The 15,899-nt window shown below is 72.7% G+C and carries 18 protein-coding genes; 8 read left to right on the forward strand and 10 right to left on the reverse strand.

From position 1 onward, the window contains the following. Window positions 1–78 precede the first annotated feature (78 nt). Window positions 79–2,298: a S8 family serine peptidase gene (locus HNQ09_RS01365; protein ID WP_184024402.1), complete on the reverse strand. Its 2,220-nt coding sequence runs from the start codon at window positions 2,296–2,298 to the stop codon at window positions 79–81. Between the two features lie 108 nt (window positions 2,299–2,406). On the opposite strand from HNQ09_RS01365, the gene HNQ09_RS01370 reads away from it, so the two are divergent. Beyond that, on the forward strand, window positions 2,407–2,925 hold the full coding sequence (locus tag HNQ09_RS01370; RefSeq protein WP_343057565.1) for a metal-binding protein: 519 nt from the start codon (window positions 2,407–2,409) through the stop codon (window positions 2,923–2,925). Window positions 2,926–2,953: 28 nt separating this feature from the next. On the opposite strand, the gene HNQ09_RS01375 is transcribed toward HNQ09_RS01370, so the two are convergent. The 7 genes from HNQ09_RS01375 to HNQ09_RS01405 form a co-directional block, all read right to left on the reverse strand. Continuing rightward, on the reverse strand, window positions 2,954–3,568 hold the full coding sequence (locus HNQ09_RS01375) for a hypothetical protein (protein WP_184024406.1): 615 nt from the start codon (window positions 3,566–3,568) through the stop codon (window positions 2,954–2,956). A gap of 64 nt (window positions 3,569–3,632) precedes the next feature. Next, window positions 3,633–4,376 carry a methyltransferase domain-containing protein gene (locus tag HNQ09_RS01380; protein ID WP_184024408.1) on the reverse strand — a complete coding sequence of 248 codons (744 nt, stop codon included), beginning with the start codon at window positions 4,374–4,376 and terminating at the stop codon, window positions 3,633–3,635. Between the two features lie 49 nt (window positions 4,377–4,425). Continuing rightward, window positions 4,426–5,646, reverse strand: a complete 1,221-nt coding sequence (locus HNQ09_RS01385) for a polysaccharide deacetylase family protein (protein ID WP_184024410.1) — start codon at window positions 5,644–5,646, stop codon at window positions 4,426–4,428. Further along, window positions 5,643–6,821 (reverse strand): MGDG synthase family glycosyltransferase, encoded by a 1,179-nt coding sequence (locus HNQ09_RS01390; protein WP_343057566.1) that lies wholly within the window; start codon window positions 6,819–6,821, stop codon window positions 5,643–5,645. The genes HNQ09_RS01385 and HNQ09_RS01390 overlap by 4 nt, the downstream gene beginning before the upstream one ends. After that, a complete protein-coding gene (locus HNQ09_RS01395) occupies window positions 6,818–7,963 on the reverse strand; it encodes an LptF/LptG family permease (RefSeq protein ID WP_184024413.1) in 1,146 nt (381 codons plus the stop codon). The genes HNQ09_RS01390 and HNQ09_RS01395 overlap by 4 nt, the downstream gene beginning before the upstream one ends. Window positions 7,964–8,099: 136 nt before the next feature. Then, window positions 8,100–8,528 carry a 3-hydroxyacyl-ACP dehydratase FabZ gene (gene fabZ, locus HNQ09_RS01400; RefSeq protein WP_184024415.1) on the reverse strand — a complete coding sequence of 143 codons (429 nt, stop codon included), beginning with the start codon at window positions 8,526–8,528 and terminating at the stop codon, window positions 8,100–8,102. A gap of 159 nt (window positions 8,529–8,687) precedes the next feature. Beyond that, a complete protein-coding gene (locus tag HNQ09_RS01405) occupies window positions 8,688–8,933 on the reverse strand; it encodes a hypothetical protein (RefSeq protein ID WP_184024417.1) in 246 nt (81 codons plus the stop codon). 156 nt (window positions 8,934–9,089) lie between these two features. Between HNQ09_RS01405 and HNQ09_RS01410 the strand changes: the two genes are divergently transcribed. From HNQ09_RS01410 to HNQ09_RS01425, 4 genes are all read left to right on the forward strand, one after another. After that, on the forward strand, window positions 9,090–9,362 hold the full coding sequence (locus HNQ09_RS01410) for a hypothetical protein (protein WP_343057567.1): 273 nt from the start codon (window positions 9,090–9,092) through the stop codon (window positions 9,360–9,362). A 51-nt stretch (window positions 9,363–9,413) separates the two neighbouring features. Continuing rightward, window positions 9,414–10,592 carry an acyl-CoA dehydrogenase gene (locus HNQ09_RS01415; RefSeq protein WP_281378239.1) on the forward strand — a complete coding sequence of 393 codons (1,179 nt, stop codon included), beginning with the start codon at window positions 9,414–9,416 and terminating at the stop codon, window positions 10,590–10,592. Between the two features lie 107 nt (window positions 10,593–10,699). Beyond that, the gene (locus HNQ09_RS01420; RefSeq protein ID WP_184024419.1) at window positions 10,700–11,002 is read left to right on the forward strand and encodes a stage V sporulation protein S; all 303 of its coding nucleotides are present in this window, start codon (window positions 10,700–10,702) and stop codon (window positions 11,000–11,002) included. Window positions 11,003–11,060: 58 nt separating this feature from the next. Then, a complete protein-coding gene (locus HNQ09_RS01425; protein ID WP_184024421.1) occupies window positions 11,061–11,741 on the forward strand; it encodes a zinc metallopeptidase in 681 nt (226 codons plus the stop codon). Window positions 11,742–11,806: 65 nt separating this feature from the next. On the opposite strand, the gene HNQ09_RS01430 is transcribed toward HNQ09_RS01425, so the two are convergent. Continuing rightward, a complete protein-coding gene (locus HNQ09_RS01430) occupies window positions 11,807–12,172 on the reverse strand; it encodes a metal-sulfur cluster assembly factor (protein WP_184024423.1) in 366 nt (121 codons plus the stop codon). Next, window positions 12,172–12,486, reverse strand: a complete 315-nt coding sequence (locus HNQ09_RS01435) for a rhodanese-like domain-containing protein (RefSeq protein ID WP_246363050.1) — start codon at window positions 12,484–12,486, stop codon at window positions 12,172–12,174. Before HNQ09_RS01435 ends, HNQ09_RS01430 begins: the two co-directional genes overlap by 1 nt. Before the next feature lie 85 nt (window positions 12,487–12,571). On the opposite strand from HNQ09_RS01435, the gene HNQ09_RS01440 reads away from it, so the two are divergent. From HNQ09_RS01440 to HNQ09_RS01450, 3 genes are all read left to right on the forward strand, one after another. Further along, window positions 12,572–12,850: a rhodanese-like domain-containing protein gene (locus HNQ09_RS01440; protein ID WP_184024427.1), complete on the forward strand. Its 279-nt coding sequence runs from the start codon at window positions 12,572–12,574 to the stop codon at window positions 12,848–12,850. Between the two features lie 69 nt (window positions 12,851–12,919). After that, window positions 12,920–13,258: a hypothetical protein gene (locus tag HNQ09_RS01445; protein ID WP_184024430.1), complete on the forward strand. Its 339-nt coding sequence runs from the start codon at window positions 12,920–12,922 to the stop codon at window positions 13,256–13,258. A 63-nt stretch (window positions 13,259–13,321) separates the two neighbouring features. Next, the gene (locus HNQ09_RS01450; RefSeq protein ID WP_246363051.1) at window positions 13,322–15,880 is read left to right on the forward strand and encodes a U32 family peptidase; all 2,559 of its coding nucleotides are present in this window, start codon (window positions 13,322–13,324) and stop codon (window positions 15,878–15,880) included. The last annotated feature ends 19 nt before the right edge of the window (window positions 15,881–15,899 follow it).

A 15,899-nucleotide genomic window follows, 5' to 3' on the forward strand; every position in this document is an offset into this window, starting at 1 on the left:
GGGGGCAGGAAGATCCCGCAACGGCCACGGCAAGCGCCCCCGGCCTATCAGGGCGCGGAGGCGCGGGCGGCCGGAAGCTCAGGGCGTGGGGGTCAGGTCCCCGAGGTCTACCTGCACCTGCCCAGGGCCGAGGTCGGCCTCGCGCTCGGTGCGCGGCTCGTGCGCCTCGCCGTAGATGCCGTTGCCGTCGCGGTCGCGTCCCGCCACGACCCGGAAGATGCCGTCCGGGAGGTAGGCGTTGAAGCGGCCCAGCGCGTCGAGCCTGGGCTGAAAGGCCAGGCCCCGGCTGTCCTGCACCCGCAGGCCCAGCGTGTCGCTGATCGCCGGGGCGCCCAGGGCCGCCGCCGCGTTGACCATCCCGTGCCCGAACTGCGGGTCACGCCCCTCGGCGCCTAGGTCGGTGGCCGTGTCCACCAGCCGCTTCAGGGTGTCCTCGCGCCCCTGGGTCACGCCCTTGCTGAGCAGCAGCGCCGCGAGCGCGCTGACCTGCGGGGCCGCCTGGCTGGTGCCTGAATGGCCCATGTAGGTGGGCTGGTTTCTGGTGTAGTCCCAGTCGGTGGAGAGAATCACGTCCGCGTAGGGATCGCCGTTGAGCTGGGCGCCGTTGTAAAAGGTCGCCGGGTTGAGGTCCACGCCGCCCGGCGCCGAGAGCTGAACCTGCGCGTAGCGGTTGGAATAGCGGGCGTGCGCGGGGGCGCTGGCGCCCGAGAGCGTCACCGCGCCCACCGCGACCGCGCCCTCGCAGGCGGCGGGGTAAAAGGGCGCGGTCCCGTAGCCGTTGCCAGCGGCGACGACCACCAGCGCCCCCGCGCGGGTCGCGTCGGCCACCGCCTCGCACAGCGGACGGGCCGTGTCGGCCGAGATCGCCGCCCCCAGGCTGAGGTTGATGACCTGCGCCGGGTGCGGCGTGCGGTACGCCTGGCCCTCCAGCGTGACCTCCAGCCCCGCCGCGTAGCGCAGGCCGGTGACCACGTCGGCGATCTCCGCGTCGCCCGCCGCGTCGATCACGCGGATGGGCAGCACCTTGACGGGCGCTTTGTAGCTGGCGCCCACCCCGCCGCTGGTGCTGCACTCCGGGCAGCCGGGAAACGGCCCGATTTGCCCCCAGCGCGCCGCGATGATGCCGCTGACGTGGGTGCCGTGGCTGCCGCCCCCGCCCGTGGGCGAGCCGGGATCGGTCGGGTCGGTGTCCACCCCGTCGCCGTCGCCGTTGTCGTAGCCGCCCGCCCCGTTCACCGGGGGCGCGAAACACAGCACGTCGAGCGCGCCCTCACCCGGCCCGTGGAACTGCCCCGCCAGGTCGGGATGGTCGAAGCGCACGCCCGAGTCGATCACGGCGACCGTGACCGGGCGGGTGTAGCTCCCCGCCTCCATGTCGCGCCAGACAGCCGGGTAGCCCAGCAGCTTGTAGGCCCATTGCAGCCCGGCGTACTGGTCGGTCGGCACCACCGGGGCCGCCTCCGCCTGGGCACGCAGCAGCGCGTTGGGCACGGCATATTCCACGTTGGGATCCGAGCGCAGCGCCCGCAGCGCTCCCGCCACGTCGTTGGTCTGGAGGTGCAGGCGGCGGCCTCCCAGGTCGGCCAGCGCCCCGCGTCCCGCCCCCAGTCCCGCCAGAGTGTCCAGGGTGGTGGCCTGCGCCGCCCCGCTCAGCGTGCCCGCCGGAGCCGCGCGCCCCAGCGCCACCGCCTGGGCCGCCGCCGAGCGGTACTTCACGATCACGCCCCGGGCGGCCGCCGTCCCCTGCGCCGCGACGTCCCCTCCGGTGCCCGCGTCCGTGCCCTGCGCGCGCGCGGCGTCCAGCACCCGGCCGGTCAGGGTGTACTGGTCGGCGGTGACGGTCCAGCTGAAGCGCCCGCTCTGGGTTCCCTGCTGCCAGGTCACGCTGACCTCGCCGCTGAGCTGGGGCTGGTCAGCGGCGGTCGGGGTGGCCCGCGCGCGGTCGGCGGTGACCTTTAGGGCGACGTTGCCCTCGCCGCGCGCAGGCTGCACGCTCAGCCAGTCCGGCACCCGGTCGAGTTCCCAGCGGCCGGTGAACGCCTGCGTCAGTTCGCCCCCCAGCGCCGTGCCCAGCGCCAGGGTGCTGCCGGCGCTCGCCGGGGTCAGCCGGGGGACCGGCAGCGCCGCCGCGCGGGCGGGGGCCGTCAGGCTGGCCCCGGAGGTTTGACTCGTGTCCCCGCAGGTCGGCGCGCCCGGCGTGACCGGAGGCGTCACCGGGGGCGGACTGGGAGGCGCCGGGGGGGCGGCGCAGCTTGCCAGGAGCAGCAGCGCCGTGAGGACGGGCGAGAGGCGTTTCATGTGTCCCTCAGCATGGCGCATCCAGGCTGACCGCAGATGAACTCGGCCAGGGGCAGGGGGCCTCGCCGCCCGGCCCGCCGCGCCGCCGGGCGCGCCACAATAGGCGGCGTGCCCAGTGGTCGCGTTCACAACCTCACCAACATCGCCGTCTACAGCGTCCTGGCCGCCGGGGTGCTCGTCGCCTCGCGCCAGGAACTGCTGAACATCACGCCCGTGCAGGCGCTCACCTTCACGCTGGGCTTTTTCGTGGGCACCTTCCTGCTCTCGCCCGACCTCGACCTCGCGGAAGGGCGGGTGGACAGCAAGCGGCGCTGGGGCGTGCTGGGCTTCTTGTGGGTGCCCTACGGGATGCTGTTCAGCCACCGGGGCCTGTCGCACACCTGGCTGCTGGGACCGCTGACCCGGCTGGCGTATCTGGCCGTGATCGTGGGCCTGATCGCCGGATTGCTGCGCTTCGTGTGGCCGGGGGTGCCGCTGCCGAGCATTCCGCAGCCGATCAGTCTCAAGGTACTGCTGCCGCTCTTGCTGGGTTACTACCTCAGCCAGTGGCTGCACCTGCTGGCCGACGGGGTGCGGCCCGACCACGGGATGAGACATGCGCGGCGCAAGGTGCGGGGGCGGGGCTGAGACGGCAGGGCCGGACGCGAGGGGCGTGTCAGGGGCAGGAGGGTGGACTGAGCTGATCGGCTCTGGCCTGAAGCTCAGCCAATGTTGGGACTTCGTAGCGTGCGCGCTCCGAATCCGTCGTTTTGGGGTCCACGGGATAAAGCTTCCAGTTGCAGCCCTTGGCGTCCCCGACATACTGCGTTCCGAAGTGCTGGGGTTTGCCCTGATTCATCAGCAGACGGTCGAGACTTGCCGCGTAGATCCACGGTGCGCCCGGATAGCCTTTCTTCATGGCCTGCGCGGCGAGGAAGTTTGCCACCCTGAAATGCTCAACGCAGTTGCCGTGCTGGAAGACGAAGGCAGCGGCGTAGAAGTCCTCGGCGGTCGTCAGCCGGCCCTGGGCCAGCATCGCCCTGACTTCCTCCCGCCTCGCCTGATCCCGGAGGGTCACCACGGTCCAGTCGATCACGCCCTGACGGTCCTGCTGGTCCAGGCGCAAAAGGGTCTGCACCCGCGCGGACGCCTGGGCATCCGGCCGCCCCCCCACGCGGATGATCCTGACGGCCGGGGCACATCCCGGCGCGTCCGCGAACGTCGCCAGCACCCTGTCCCCGCCTTCCGCGCCCCCCGCCCACGCCCCGCCGTGCAACAGCAGGGCCGCCACCACCTGAAGTGTTCGCATCTGGACCTCCACCCCGATTCTGAGCGCCCGAGACTTGCGCTGCGGCCTAATCTCTACGCCGCGTCTGGAACACCATCACCTCGCTCGCGTCGGTCAGCGGGCCGCCCTGAAAACTCCCTGTCACGCGCGGCGCCTCGAAGCCCGCGTGCCGGAGCAACCATTCCATCTCAAAGCGGGTGTAGTAGCGCTGGGTCAGGGTGTAGTGCCGCCGCCGCAGGGTACCGTCGGGGGCGGTGGTGTCGGCGTGGTACTCGGTGGTCACGTGCTGGCGGGGCCGGTCGTGGCGCTGGACCAGGAAGACGTCCGTGCGCGAGCCGCCCTGGCCGTAGAAGGTCTCGCCCTCGTGCCGCACGGTGTTCATCTCGCCGTAGCGCGGCACGTACAGGTCGAACGCGAGCGCGCCGCCCGGCCGCAGGTGTGCCCGCAGGTTTTCCAGCGCGGCGAGCTGCTCATTCGGCGTGTACAGGTGCATCAGCGCGTTGAAGGGCGCGATCACCAGCGCGAAGCGCTCCTCCAGCGCGAAGTCCTGCGCGCCGCCCTGCACGAAGGTCAGGTCCAGCCCTTCTTCCTGCGCCCGCGCCCGCCCGCGCTCGATCATGCGGGCGCTCGGCTCCAGCCCCACCACCGGCACGCCGCGCCGCGCCAGAAAAGCCGTGACCCGTCCCGTTCCGGCGCCCACCTCCAGCACCGGCCCGCCCGCGCGCTCGGCCACCCCCGCGTAGAAGTGCAGGTCGTCGCGGTACACGCCGTACTGGTGGTCGTAGAGGTCAGCGAAATCGTCGTAGTTCACAGCAGGAAGGGTAGTGGCAAGTGGGGAGCGGAGGGTCCCTGTCTTGCGCTCATGGCCGCCCACGCTCCGCCGTTCCATACCGCTCCAGAAAGCCTGCCCGCCCCATGACGCTCAGTTTCGGCTCGGGCGCGTCCGGGTCGCTGCCGTAGGCGCGGCGCAGCACATTCGCCCAGGTCTGAAGCCGGCGCGTGTCGGCGGGCGAGAGGGCCTGGGTCTCGAACCCCAGGGTGGCAAGCAGCGGCGACAGGGCGCTGAGGCAGAAGACGACCTGCGCGTCTCCCAGCTCGGGCCGGGTCTGGAGGTCGCGGGCCACGGCGCGGAAGTCCTCCCGGGCCAGGCGCAGGCTGCGGCGCAGGCCCAGGTCCACCAGCAGCGGATTGTTGACGTGGAACTCGGCGGCGGGCGTGCCCCTGGGGACCGGGGTGCCGTCTGCCAGCGTGACGTGCGGCAGCGGAAAGCGCACCCGTCCCACCCGGAAGAGGTTGTCCGCGCGGCCCCCGGCGGGGCGGGTGCGGCTCAGGCGGTCGAGCACCCGGTCGAGGCCGCCCATCACCCGGCGGGGAAGTGCCCGCGCGCCCAGCGGCGCCGCGCCGGGCAGCTCGCCCAGCGGCACCAGCCGGTAGCCCCGTTCGCCCAGATCGGCCAGCAGGCCCGGCAGCATCGGCACGCTGACCCGCGCGCCCGGTCCCGCATCGTGCAGCACGGCGATTCCTCCCGGATGCGCCTGGGCGTTCACCCGCGCCCGCACCGTCTGCGGGGTGGAGGCGGGGTGCCAGTCGCGGCCCTCGACGCTCCAGTGGGCGCCCGTGACGCCCGCCGCCCGCTGTCCGGCCCAGGTGGCGAGGGTATAGGCGCCGTGCGGGGGCCGGTGCCACCGCACAGGCTGCCCGGTGACGGACGCGACGCGCCGGGCGGCGCGCCCCGGGTCCAGAAACGCGCCCCAGGGGGTCCGTCCCCAGGCGTGGACATGCCGGACCGCGTGTGCCCCGACCTCATGGCCTTCGGCGAGCATCCGCCGGATCAGCTCCGGGTGCGCCCCCGCCCGCCCCGCCATCACGAAAAAGGTGGCCCGCGCCCCCGCCTCCCGCAACGCGTCCAGCACGGCGGGGGTCGTGGCCGGGTCCGGCCCGTCGTCGAAGGTGAGCGCCAGCGCGCGGGTGCCCTGGGCGCCCTCACGGATCAGGCCCAGGTTCAGCCGCTGCACCAGCAGGTAAGGCAGCAGCGCGTACCCGGTGAGCAGCCCGGCCCCCCACGCCCAGCGCCTCCTCACGCCCGCCCCAGCCTGCGCAGCAGCGCACCCGCCACCCGGTCGGCGGCGTCGGGCACGCTCAGGGCGGTGGCGCGGGCGCTCAGGCAGGCGTGCTCGGCAGGGTCCAGCGCCCGCAGCACGGCGGGGCGCACGTCGGCCAGCCCCCGCGCCCACCGCGCCGCCCCGTGGCGCACCAGGTAGTCGGCGTTGTGCTCCTCCTGCCCGGGAATGGGTTCGTGGACGACCAGCGGCACCCCCAGCGTGGTCGCCTCGGCCACCGTCAGGCCGCCCGCCTTGCCCACCACCAGATCGGACGCGGCCAGCAGTTCGGGAAAGTCGGTGGTGAAGCCCAGCGCGTGGACGGTGGCGCCGCCCACCCGCGTCACCCCGCGCGCCCGCGCCCCCGCCAGCACCAGCACCTGCACCTGCCGCCCCAGGGCGCCCAGTTCCCCCAGCACCCGCGAAAGTGCCCGGTAGCTGCCGGTCCCGCCCCCCGAGACCAGGATCAGCGGCTGGTCCGGCCTCAGCCCGCGCTTTTCCCGCAGCGCCGCCCGGTCGGCCCCGATCAGCGCCCGGTACGCCGGATTGATGGGAATGCCGGTCACGACCACGTCCTGCTCGGGAATGCGCCAGCGGCCCATCTGCGCGCGCGCCTCTTCGGTCGCCACCATCAGCAGCTCGGCTTCGGGCCGCGCCCAGTGGTGGTGGACGCGGTAGTCGGTCACGACCAGCGCGTTTAGGAAATCCAGCCCCAGCCGGGCGCGCGCCGTGTGCGCCAGCGCGACCGGCGTGGGGTAGCTGCTCACCACGACCTCGGGCCGCAGCGCCGATACGTCCCGGCACATGCCGCGCAAGCCCAGCACGCCGAACGCGCCGGTGAGAAAACGCGGCTCGCTCTCGCGGTCGGTCCAGTCGTAAAAGGCCCGGTACATCCCCGGCGCGTAGCGCAGCCACGCCGCGTAGGTGCCCGCCGTGACCCCACGCTCAAGGGGGTTGAGGTAGCGCAGCAGGTCGGCGTGCCGCGCCCGCAGGGGGACGCCCCGCGCCCGCAGCGCCCGGTCGAGCGCGTCGTTGGCCTGGTGGTGCCCGCTGCCGAACGACGCCGACAGAATCAAGGCCCGCAGCTCGGTGGCGGGGAGCTGTGCGGGAGACTCAGCGCGCGGGGTTGGCCCTTCCCGCGTCCCGGTTGCGGTCACGTGCGCCTCAGCAGCCACAGGGCCGCGAGTGCAAAGGCCACGTTCGCCAGCCACACGCCCGGCTCCGGCAAGGCGGGGAAGCTTCCCGCCAGCGTCAGCCCCACGAAAAAGACCAGGTAGTACGCGACCGCGATCATCAGCGCGATGCCCAGGCTGACCCCCAGCGTGCGCCCGTATCTGAGCGCGAAAGGCAGCGCCGCCAGCGCCAGCACCAGGTTCCCGAAGGGCAGCGCCAGCTTGCGGTTGAGGTTCAGCCGCGCGTCCTGCCGCTCCTGCGCGGGCGCGCCGGGGTCGCCCAGCGTGGCGATCAGCTCGGGCCACCCCTGACTGTCGGCCCCGATGGCGTCGGCGTACTGGGCGAACGTCTCCTGGCGCGACAGCCCGGTGTCGAGGTTGAGCGCGGCTCCCGGGTCTTCGGGCAGCACCACGCTGGGAAAGACCTCGTTCACGGCCGCCCGGAAGGCGGCGGGGTCATTTTCCGGCACCCGCGTCAGCTCGGCGGCGGCCGCGTAGTTCACGCTGAAGACCTGATACCCCGTGAGGCTCAGCCGGTTGTCCTCGAACGTTCCCTGCTGCGCGAAAATCACTGTGCCCCGGCGGATGTCGTCTTGTTGCCAGCGTTCGACGCGCACCCCGCTCATGCGCCGCGTCTCGTGGTCGTAGCCTGCCAGCGAGAGCGTCAGCCCGCCGCGCAGGTCCAGCGTCTGCCCGACCAGTCGGCCCAGGCCGCTGCCCGTCAGCACGTCCCAGTACAGGCTGCGCGTCTCCACGTTGGCGCGCGGGGCGACCCACAGGCTCAGCCACAGCGCCAGCGCGGTCACCCCCGCCGCGACGGCCACCACCGGCCGCGCGACCTGTCCCAGCCCGATGCCGCCCGCCTGCACCGCCACCAGTTCGCGCTCGGTGGCGAGGCGCCCGAAGGCCACCACGGTCATCAGCACGGCGGCCATCGGCAGCACCTTGACCAAGGTGTCGGGCACCTGATAGGCGATCCACTGCCCCACCAGCCCCAGCGGCACCCCCCGCAGGTACTGGCTGGAGATGAAGAAGTACCCGAAACTCAAGATCGCGGTAAACAGCAACGTGCCCGCCAGCAACGGGGGCCACAGCTCGCGGGTGACGTAGCGGGTGAGACGGGTCAACGGGGCGCTCCTGCGGAGCGGTGCGCGGGAGGCGGGAGGCGGTACGCGGTCGGGATGACAGGCGCCCTGTCGGCGTGCACAGGGAGGTGCTGGGGGTGGCCTCCTGCGCGCCGCTCACCGCGTACCGCCAACCTCCTCACCCTTTCCCCACCGCGAACAGGATCGTCGCCTCCGCCGCCACCGCGCCGTCCACCTCGGCGCGGCAGGTCGTCTTGCCCAGGCCCCGGCGCAGGAACTCCAGTTTCGCGTACAGGTGCAGCTGGTCTCCCGGCACCACCTTGCGTTTGAAGCGGGCGCCCTCGACCCCGGCGAGGTAGCCCACCGTGCCGGGTTCCAGCTCCCCGTGCAGGCAGAACATGCTCGCCTGCGCCAGCGCTTCCACGATCAACACGCCCGGCATCACCGGCTCCTGCGGAAAGTGGCCGGGGAAAAAGGGTTCGCCAATCGTCACGTTTTTCAGCGCGTGGACCTCGCCCCCCCCGGCGCTCAGCACCCGGTCCACCAGCACGAAGGGAAAGCGGTGCGGCAAGACTTTCAGCACATCCTGAATCAGCATGGGTTCCATTCAAAAGCTCCTTGGGTGGGCGGCGCCGGAGCCGGGGCAAGGCGGCCGCGACCGGCTTTCCGCAGTCAAAACGCCCCGAGCGTAGCACGCGCCCCCCAGAGGACCGGACCCCCGCCACCCGCGCCCAGCGGGAGTCCGGCCCCGGGACCAGCCGCAGGGTCAGCCGCGTTTCCACAGCGCCGCCAGCGCTCCCGCCAGCCCGCTGGTCAGCAGCGCCAGCCCCAGCCCGCGCGCGAAGCCCGGCACGCCCCCCAGGCCCAGCCCGGCGCTCAGCAGCCCTTCGGCGCTGCCCAGCGAGCGCAGCCACAGCGGCGCGCCCGGATTCAGGCTGGCGAAGGTTCCCAGCGTCAGCGCGGCCAGCAGCAGCGTCAGTAAGGTGAGCAGCGCGAGGCCCAGCCCCCTCACGCGCGGGCCGTTCCCGGTTCCGCCCCCGCCTGCCCCGCAGGTGTGCCCGCTGCCTGCCCGCTCCGTCTTTGCCCGCTCAGTCTTTGCACAGTGCCGCCCCGCTTGCCGTCATCGCGGGGCATTGTAGAGTGCCCCGCCCGCGCTACACTCCGGCGCGTGACTGCCTCCGGTTCTGGCTCCGGCCTGCCCGCCCGCGTCCGCGTGACCCGCCCGCCCCTGCCCCTGGCCCCGGCGCTGCGGACGGCGGCCGCGCGGCTGTGCCCCCAGGCGCCCGGAATGCTGACGGGCGCGGCCCTGGCCGTCGCGGGCGGCGCGGTGATCGGCGCGGCCCTGCGCTGGGAGGGCGGCGAGGCCCTGAATGTGGACACCGGCTGGCGCGGGCGCGGCATCGAGGAGGCGCTGGTCCGGGCGCTGGCAACCCAGGCGTAGGCTGGAGGCTGCCGAACAGTCCTCCTAACGCCCGTTTGGTAGCCTGACTCCATGACCGCGACCCTCACCGCCGAGCCGGGCATGGCCTTTGCGCTTTCCGGAGACCAGCGCCTGATCGTGCAGCATGTCCGCGAATACGCGCGCGCCGAGATCGCGCCCAAGGCCGCCGAGTACGACCGCAGCGGCGAGTTTCCGCACGAGCAGCTGCGCGGGCTGGCCGACCTCGGCCTGATGGGCGCGACCCTGCCCGAGGCGTGGGACGGCGCGGGCCTGGACTCGGTGACCTACGCCCTGTGCCTGGAGGAGATCGCCGCCGCCGACGCCTCGGTCGCCGTGATCGTCTCGGTGCAAAACGGTCTGCCCGAGCAGATGATCCTGCGCTACGGCACCGACGCCCAGCGCGAGACCTACCTGCGCCCCCTGGCACGCGGCGAGAAGATCGGCGCCTTTTGCCTCACCGAGAGCGGGGCGGGCAGCGACGCGGCCAGCCTGCGGCTGAAGGCCGAGCGCGACGGCGACGGGTGGGTCCTGAACGGCGCCAAGGCCTGGATCACCTCGGGCGGGCAGGCCCAGACCTACCTGGTGATGGCCCGCACGGGCGGTCCCGGGGCGCGCGGCGTGTCGTGCTTCATCGTGGAACAGGGCACGCCCGGCCTGAGCTTCGGCCGCCCCGAGGAAAAGATGGGCCTGCACGCCGCCCACACGACCACCGTCACCTTCGACGGGGTGCGGGTGCCCGCCGCCAACCTGGTCGGTGAGGAGGGCCAGGGCCTCGTGATCGCCCTCGCCAGCCTGGACGCGGGCCGCATCGGGATCGCCATGCAGGCGCTGGGCATTGCCCGCTCGGCCCTGGAACACGCCGCCCGCTACGCCTCCGAGCGCGAGCAGTTCGGCAAGAAGCTCAAGGAGTTCGAGGGCGTCTCCTTCAAGGTCGCCCGCATGGCCGCCCGCATCGAATCGGCCCGGCTGGTGGCGCTCAAGGCCGCCTGGCTCAAGGACCAGGGCCTGCCCTACGGCAAGGAGGCCAGCATCGCCAAGCTGCTCGCCTCGGAGGCCGCCGTGGACTGCACCCGCGACGCCATCCAGATTTTCGGCGGCAACGGCTACAGCCGCGAGTATCCCGTCGAGCGCCTCTACCGCGACGCCAAGGTCACCGAGATCTACGAGGGCACCTCCGAGATCCAGCAGCTCGTGATCGGCCGCGCCGTCTTCGCCGAGTACGCCGAGTAACCCCACCAGGGCGCGGGCCGGGAAAGCCGCCTGACCCCCCGCATGGGGGGGGCGGCCCGCCGCGCATTGCCGCGCCCGCCAGATGAGTTTATATTAGAACCATTAATATGCCCCAGGCCCTGATTCCTGTCGAAACCCTGCGCGTCTCCGGCAACTCCCGGCCCAACGCGGTCGCGGGGGCAGTGGCCGCGCTGCTGCGGTCCCAGGGGCAGGTGGAGGTGCAGGCCATCGGCCCGGCCGCCGTCAATCAGGCGGTCAAGGCGCTCGCCATCGCGCGCGGGTATCTGGCGGGCGACCGCCTCGACCTCACCGTGCAGCCGTCTTTCGTCAAGCTCGATGTCGAGACCGAGGAGCGCACGGCGATGCATTTCGCGGTGCGCGGCGTTCAGGCTGACCCCGATCTTCTGTAGCGAATCCTCATAAAACCTGAGTGGCCCCCGCTAAACTAACAGCAGGAGGACGCCTGCCATGATCTTCGGCCCCTACACCATCTTGATTCTGGTTATCTTCGTCGCCTCGCTGGTGATTCAGGGCTATCTGAGCCGCACCTACGGCAAGTGGGGCAACGTCCGCAACAGCCGTGGCCTCACCGGCGCGCAGCTCGCCCGCATGATGCTGGACGAGAACGGCCTCTCGCACGTGCCGGTCAACGCCGTGCCCGGCAACCTCAGCGACCACTACGACCCCATCCGCAAGACCGTCAACCTGTCGGAAGCGAACTACAACCTGCCCAGCGTGTCGGCGCTGGCCGTCGCCGCCCACGAGGTCGGGCACGCGATTCAGGACAAGGTGCGGATGCCCGCGCTGGTGCTGCGCGGCCGCCTCGCCGTGCCGCTGAGCCTGGGCATGAACCTCGCGCCGCTGCTGCTTTTGGTCGGTATCATGACTTCGCTGAGTGGCCTGCTGTGGGTAGGCGTGATCCTGTTCGCGGGCGCGCTGCTCTTTCACCTGGTCACCCTGCCGGTCGAGTTCGACGCCAGCCGCCGGGCACTCGCTTACCTGGGCCAGCGCGGCGTGGTCGCCGGGCAGGAGGCCAGCGGCGCCCGCGCGGTCCTGACCGCCGCCGCCCTGACCTATGTCGCGGGCTTCGCGATGGCCCTGGCGCAGCTTCTGAACGTGCTGGGCATCGCGCGCAGCCAGAGCGACTGAGCCGTCAGCGTCCAGCCAAACGCCCCCGCATGGAGCAGGGGCGTTTTCTTTATTGCTGGCCGCTTTTACACGTTGAAGCCGAACATCCGCATCTGCCGCTTGCCGTCCTCGGTCATCTTGTCCGGTCCCCAGGGCGGCGTCCAGACGAACTCGACGTTGACCTCGCTGACCCCGTCCAGCCGTCCCACGGCCATCTCGGCGTCGGCGCGAATCAGGTCCTGCACCGGGCAGCCCACGCTGGTCAGCGTCATGGTGATGTCCACCAAGCCGCCGGGATTCACGTCCACCCCGTAGATCAGGCCCAGATCGACCACGTTGACCGGAATTTCGGGATCCTTGACGACCTTGAGGGCCTCGAGAATCTGCGCCTCGTTGGGCAGGCCGCCCGCCCCGGCGGTGTCCGGCGCGGCGTTCACGGTGGTGTCGTCCATCAGCCTTTTCCTCCCTGGGTCGGCAGCCCGGCCTCGGCCCAGGCCAGCGTGCCGCCCGCCAGATTGGTGACGTCGCCGTAGCCCTGCCCCAGCAGGTATTCCCCGGCGCGGGCGCTGCGGGCGCCGCTGCGGCAGATCATGACCAGCGGCCGGTCCCGGGGCAGCTCGGCGTGGCGGGCCTCGAACTCGCTCAAGGGGAGCAGCTGCGCGCCCTCGGCGTGAAGCTCATCGTATTCGCCCTGCTCGCGCACGTCGATCAGGAGCGCGCCCTCCTGCACCAGCTGTTGCCCCTCTGCGGGCGTGACTTCCTTCATGCCGCCCAGCATACAGGCGGGCCGCCCCGCCGGACCGTGGTGCGGGCGGGGGTCGGCGGCGCCGGGAGCGCCCTACACTTTCTCCATGCCCCTCCCCGACGGCGTGACCCTGATCGACCTGCGCCCCGCCGAGCTGCGCTTCCGCGAGCCGCTGGAGCGCCTGACCGCCCTGCCGGTGCGCGCCGTGGCGCTCGGCGCCATCGAGGGCGGCACCCACGGCCTGGGGCCAGAGCTGGGGCCGCTCGTCGTGATCTGCGAGCGCGGCGCCCGGTCGGGCCTGGCCGCCCGTTTCCTGCAAGCCGACGGGCTGGACGCGGCGGCCTACCCGGGAGGCGTTCCGGCCCTGCGCCGCGAGACTTCCTGACTGCCGGACACCTGAGCGTGAAGGAAAGGCCCAGGCGGCCCTCCCCGCGCGCCTTTTACCCTGATCCGCATGGACCTGTCCCCCGATCAGTTCGAGAAGATGGCGAAAGCCACCTGCGCCGCCTACTCCGCCCGCCTCGGGCCGTCGCTCAGCCTGACGATGGGGGAGGGGGGCCAGCCGGACGAGGTGCTGTTTGTGCTGCGCCACCAGACCACGCCCTCGGCCGAGGTCTCCGGGGCGGCGGCGCGCGTGACCCGTCCGGCGGTGGAGCAGGGCGGCGCCGACGCCTTCCAGCGGGTGCTCGACCACCTGCTCGACCTGAACGAACGCGGCGAGCTGCCTGCGGGAGAGGCGTTGCCCGTCGTCTGCGAGATCACCGCCGGGGGCGAGTTCCGCACGCTGGGCTGAGGCCCGGGTCCCTGGTTCCCCCGCTCACGCTCGGGCCGCGCCCCTCGGCTAGACTGGCGCGTTATGCCCAGTGCCGCCCAGCCCAGCATCCTGCCTGCCCGTCCGCGCGTGAAACCCGAAGTGATGAGTCCGGTCGGCGGCCCCCGCCAGCTTCGCGCGGCGGTGGAGGCCGGGGCGGACGCGGTGTTCTTCGGCGTGGAGGGCTTTCACGCCCGCGCCAAGGTCGGCTTTTCCAACGAGGAGCTGCCCGAGATCATGCGCGGGCTGCACGAGCGCGGCGTGCAGGGCTTCGTGACCTTCAACATCCTGGTGTTCGACCGCGAGCTGCGCGAGGCCGAGCGGCAACTGATGCACCTGGCCCAGAGCGGCGTGGACGCGATCATCGTGCAGGACCACGGGGTCGCGCGGCTGGCCCGCGAGATCTGCCCCGACCTCCCGATCCACGGCTCGACCCAGATGAGCATCACGTCCGCCGAGGGCGCCGAACTCGCCCGGCGCTTCGGGGCCAGCCGGGTGGTGCTGGGCCGCGAACTCTCGCTGCGCGACATCGGGCGCATCGCCGCCGCGACCGACATCGAGCTGGAGACCTTCGTGCACGGGGCGCTGTGCGTGAGCTACTCCGGCCAGTGCTTTTCCTCGGAAGCCTGGGGAGGCCGCAGCGCCAACCGGGGCCAGTGCGCCCAGGCCTGCCGCCTGCCCTACGACCTGCTGGTGGACGGGCAGAGGCGTGAGCTGGGCGACGCCCGCTACCTGCTCTCGCCCGGCGACCTCTACGCGCTGCATCAGGTGCCCGAACTGGTGAACCTCGGCGTGAACTGCCTGAAGATCGAGGGCCGTTACAAGGACGCCGAGTTCGTGGCCCTGACCACCGCCGCCTACCGCAAGGCCGTGGACGAGGCCTGGGCGGGCCTGCCCCTCAGCGTGTCGGCGCAGGAGGAGCGCGATCTGGAGCAGGCCTACTCGCGCGGGCTGGCCCCGCACTTCCTGAGCGGCACCAACCACCAGACGGTCGTGCGCGGGCGGGCGCCCAGGCACCGGGGCGTGCGGGTGGGCACCGTGCGCGGGACCACCGAACGCGGGGTCCTGGTCGAGCTGGCCGAGGAGGTCAAGCCCGGCGACGGTCTGGTCTTCGACCCCGCCAACTGGCGCACCCCCGAGGGCCGCGAGGAGGGCGGCTTCCTCTACGGCCTGTGGCAGGGCGGCCGCCAGGTCGAAACCGTGCGCCCCGGCGAGCTGGCCGAACTGCGCTTCGGGCGCGGCGCGGTGGATCCGGCGCGCGTGCGGCCCGGCGACCCGGTCTGGCGCACCCACGACCCCGCGCTGGGCGCCCGCGTTCGCCCGCTGGTCGAGGCGAGTGACCCCGTACACACCCGCCCCGTCACCGCCCACTTCCGGGGCCACGTCGGTGAGGTCCCGGCGCTCACCCTGACCGACGAGCAGGGGAGGAGCGTCACCGCGACCCTGCCTGATCCCCTCGCGCCCGCCCGCAACCGCGCGCTGGACGAGGCGGGCTTGCGCGAGCAACTCGGCAAGCTGGGCGGCACCGGCCACCACCTCGCGGCCCTGACGGTGGACCTGGGCGGCCCCGGCTTCCTGCCCGTCTCGGCGCTCAACGCCCTGCGCCGCGACGCCGCCGAACGGCTCACGGCCCGGCGCGGTCAGGCCCCCGAGCGCCGCGTCGCCCCGCGCCTGGACGACGTGCTGCGCGAGGGAACCACGCCCCAGCCCGCCGCCCACGACCCCCAGCCCCGCCTCCACGTCCTCGTCCGCACGCCCGAGCAGCTGGACGCCGCGCTCGCCCAGCGGCCCGATTCCATCACGCTCGACTACCTGGAGCTGTACGGCCTGAAGCCCAGCGTGGAGCGGGTGCGGGCGGCGGGAATCGAGGTGCGGGTGGCGAGTCCGCGCATCCTCAAGCCCACCGAGCAGAACCTCCAGAAGTTCCTGCTGTCGCTGGGCGCCGGGCTGCTGGTGCGTTCTGGCGGCCTGCTGGAAGGGTTGCAGGGCGCGCCCGACCTCCCCGCCCTGACCGGCGACTTCAGCCTCAACGCCGCCAACGTGCTCACCACCCGCGCGCTGCTGGACCTCGGGCTGGGCCGCGTCACGCCCACGCACGACCTCAACGCCCGCCAGATCACGGAACTCGCCTCGCTGGTCGGGCCGGAGCGGCTGGAGGTGATCGCCTACGGGCACCTGCCGGTCTTCCACACCGAGCACTGCGTCTTTTGCCGGTTCCTGTCTCAGGGCACCGACTACACCAACTGCGGCCACCCCTGCGAGTCGCACCGGGTCGCCCTGCGCGACGAGCGGGGGCGGGCGCACCCGGTGATGGCCGATGTGGGCTGCCGCAACACCGTCTTCGAGGGCCGTCCCCAGGTCGCGGGCGCGCACCTGGAGGGCTGGTTGGCAGCTGGACTGCGCGACTTCCGCCTGGAGTTCGTCCACGAGACGCCCGGACAGGTGGCCGAGGTGATCCGGCTGCACCGCGCGGCGCTGGCGGGTGAAGTGGGCGCGGCCGAGCTGGAAGGGCACCTGGCGGCCCTCGCGGAGCAGGGAACCACCCAGGGCAGCCTCTTCGTGCCCCAGGAGTTCGAGCGCCTGCCCGCCCTGCCGGTGCTCTGATCCCGGCGCGCGCCAGGCT

Origin of the sequence: Deinococcus budaensis (genome assembly GCF_014201885.1) — a bacterium.
GTDB classification, from domain to species: Bacteria; Deinococcota; Deinococci; order Deinococcales; family Deinococcaceae; genus Deinococcus; species Deinococcus budaensis.

Excerpts from the sequence above, each read along its gene's own strand:
- HNQ09_RS01365 (WP_184024402.1), bottom strand. The coding sequence starts at position 2,298 with ATGAAACGCCTCTCGCCCGTCCTCACGGCGCTGCTGCTCCTGGCAAGC.
- fabZ (WP_184024415.1), bottom strand. The coding sequence starts at position 8,528 with ATGGAACCCATGCTGATTCAGGATGTGCTGAAAGTCTTGCCGCACCGC.
- HNQ09_RS01415 (WP_281378239.1), top strand. The coding sequence starts at position 9,414 with ATGACCGCGACCCTCACCGCCGAGCCGGGCATGGCCTTTGCGCTTTCC.
- HNQ09_RS01420 (WP_184024419.1), top strand. The coding sequence starts at position 10,700 with ATGCCCCAGGCCCTGATTCCTGTCGAAACCCTGCGCGTCTCCGGCAAC.
- HNQ09_RS01425 (WP_184024421.1), top strand. The coding sequence starts at position 11,061 with ATGATCTTCGGCCCCTACACCATCTTGATTCTGGTTATCTTCGTCGCC.
- HNQ09_RS01430 (WP_184024423.1), bottom strand. The coding sequence starts at position 12,172 with ATGGACGACACCACCGTGAACGCCGCGCCGGACACCGCCGGGGCGGGC.
- HNQ09_RS01435 (WP_246363050.1), bottom strand. The coding sequence starts at position 12,486 with ATGAAGGAAGTCACGCCCGCAGAGGGGCAACAGCTGGTGCAGGAGGGC.
- HNQ09_RS01440 (WP_184024427.1), top strand. The coding sequence starts at position 12,572 with ATGCCCCTCCCCGACGGCGTGACCCTGATCGACCTGCGCCCCGCCGAG.
- HNQ09_RS01445 (WP_184024430.1), top strand. The coding sequence starts at position 12,920 with ATGGACCTGTCCCCCGATCAGTTCGAGAAGATGGCGAAAGCCACCTGC.
- HNQ09_RS01450 (WP_246363051.1), top strand. The coding sequence starts at position 13,322 with ATGCCCAGTGCCGCCCAGCCCAGCATCCTGCCTGCCCGTCCGCGCGTG.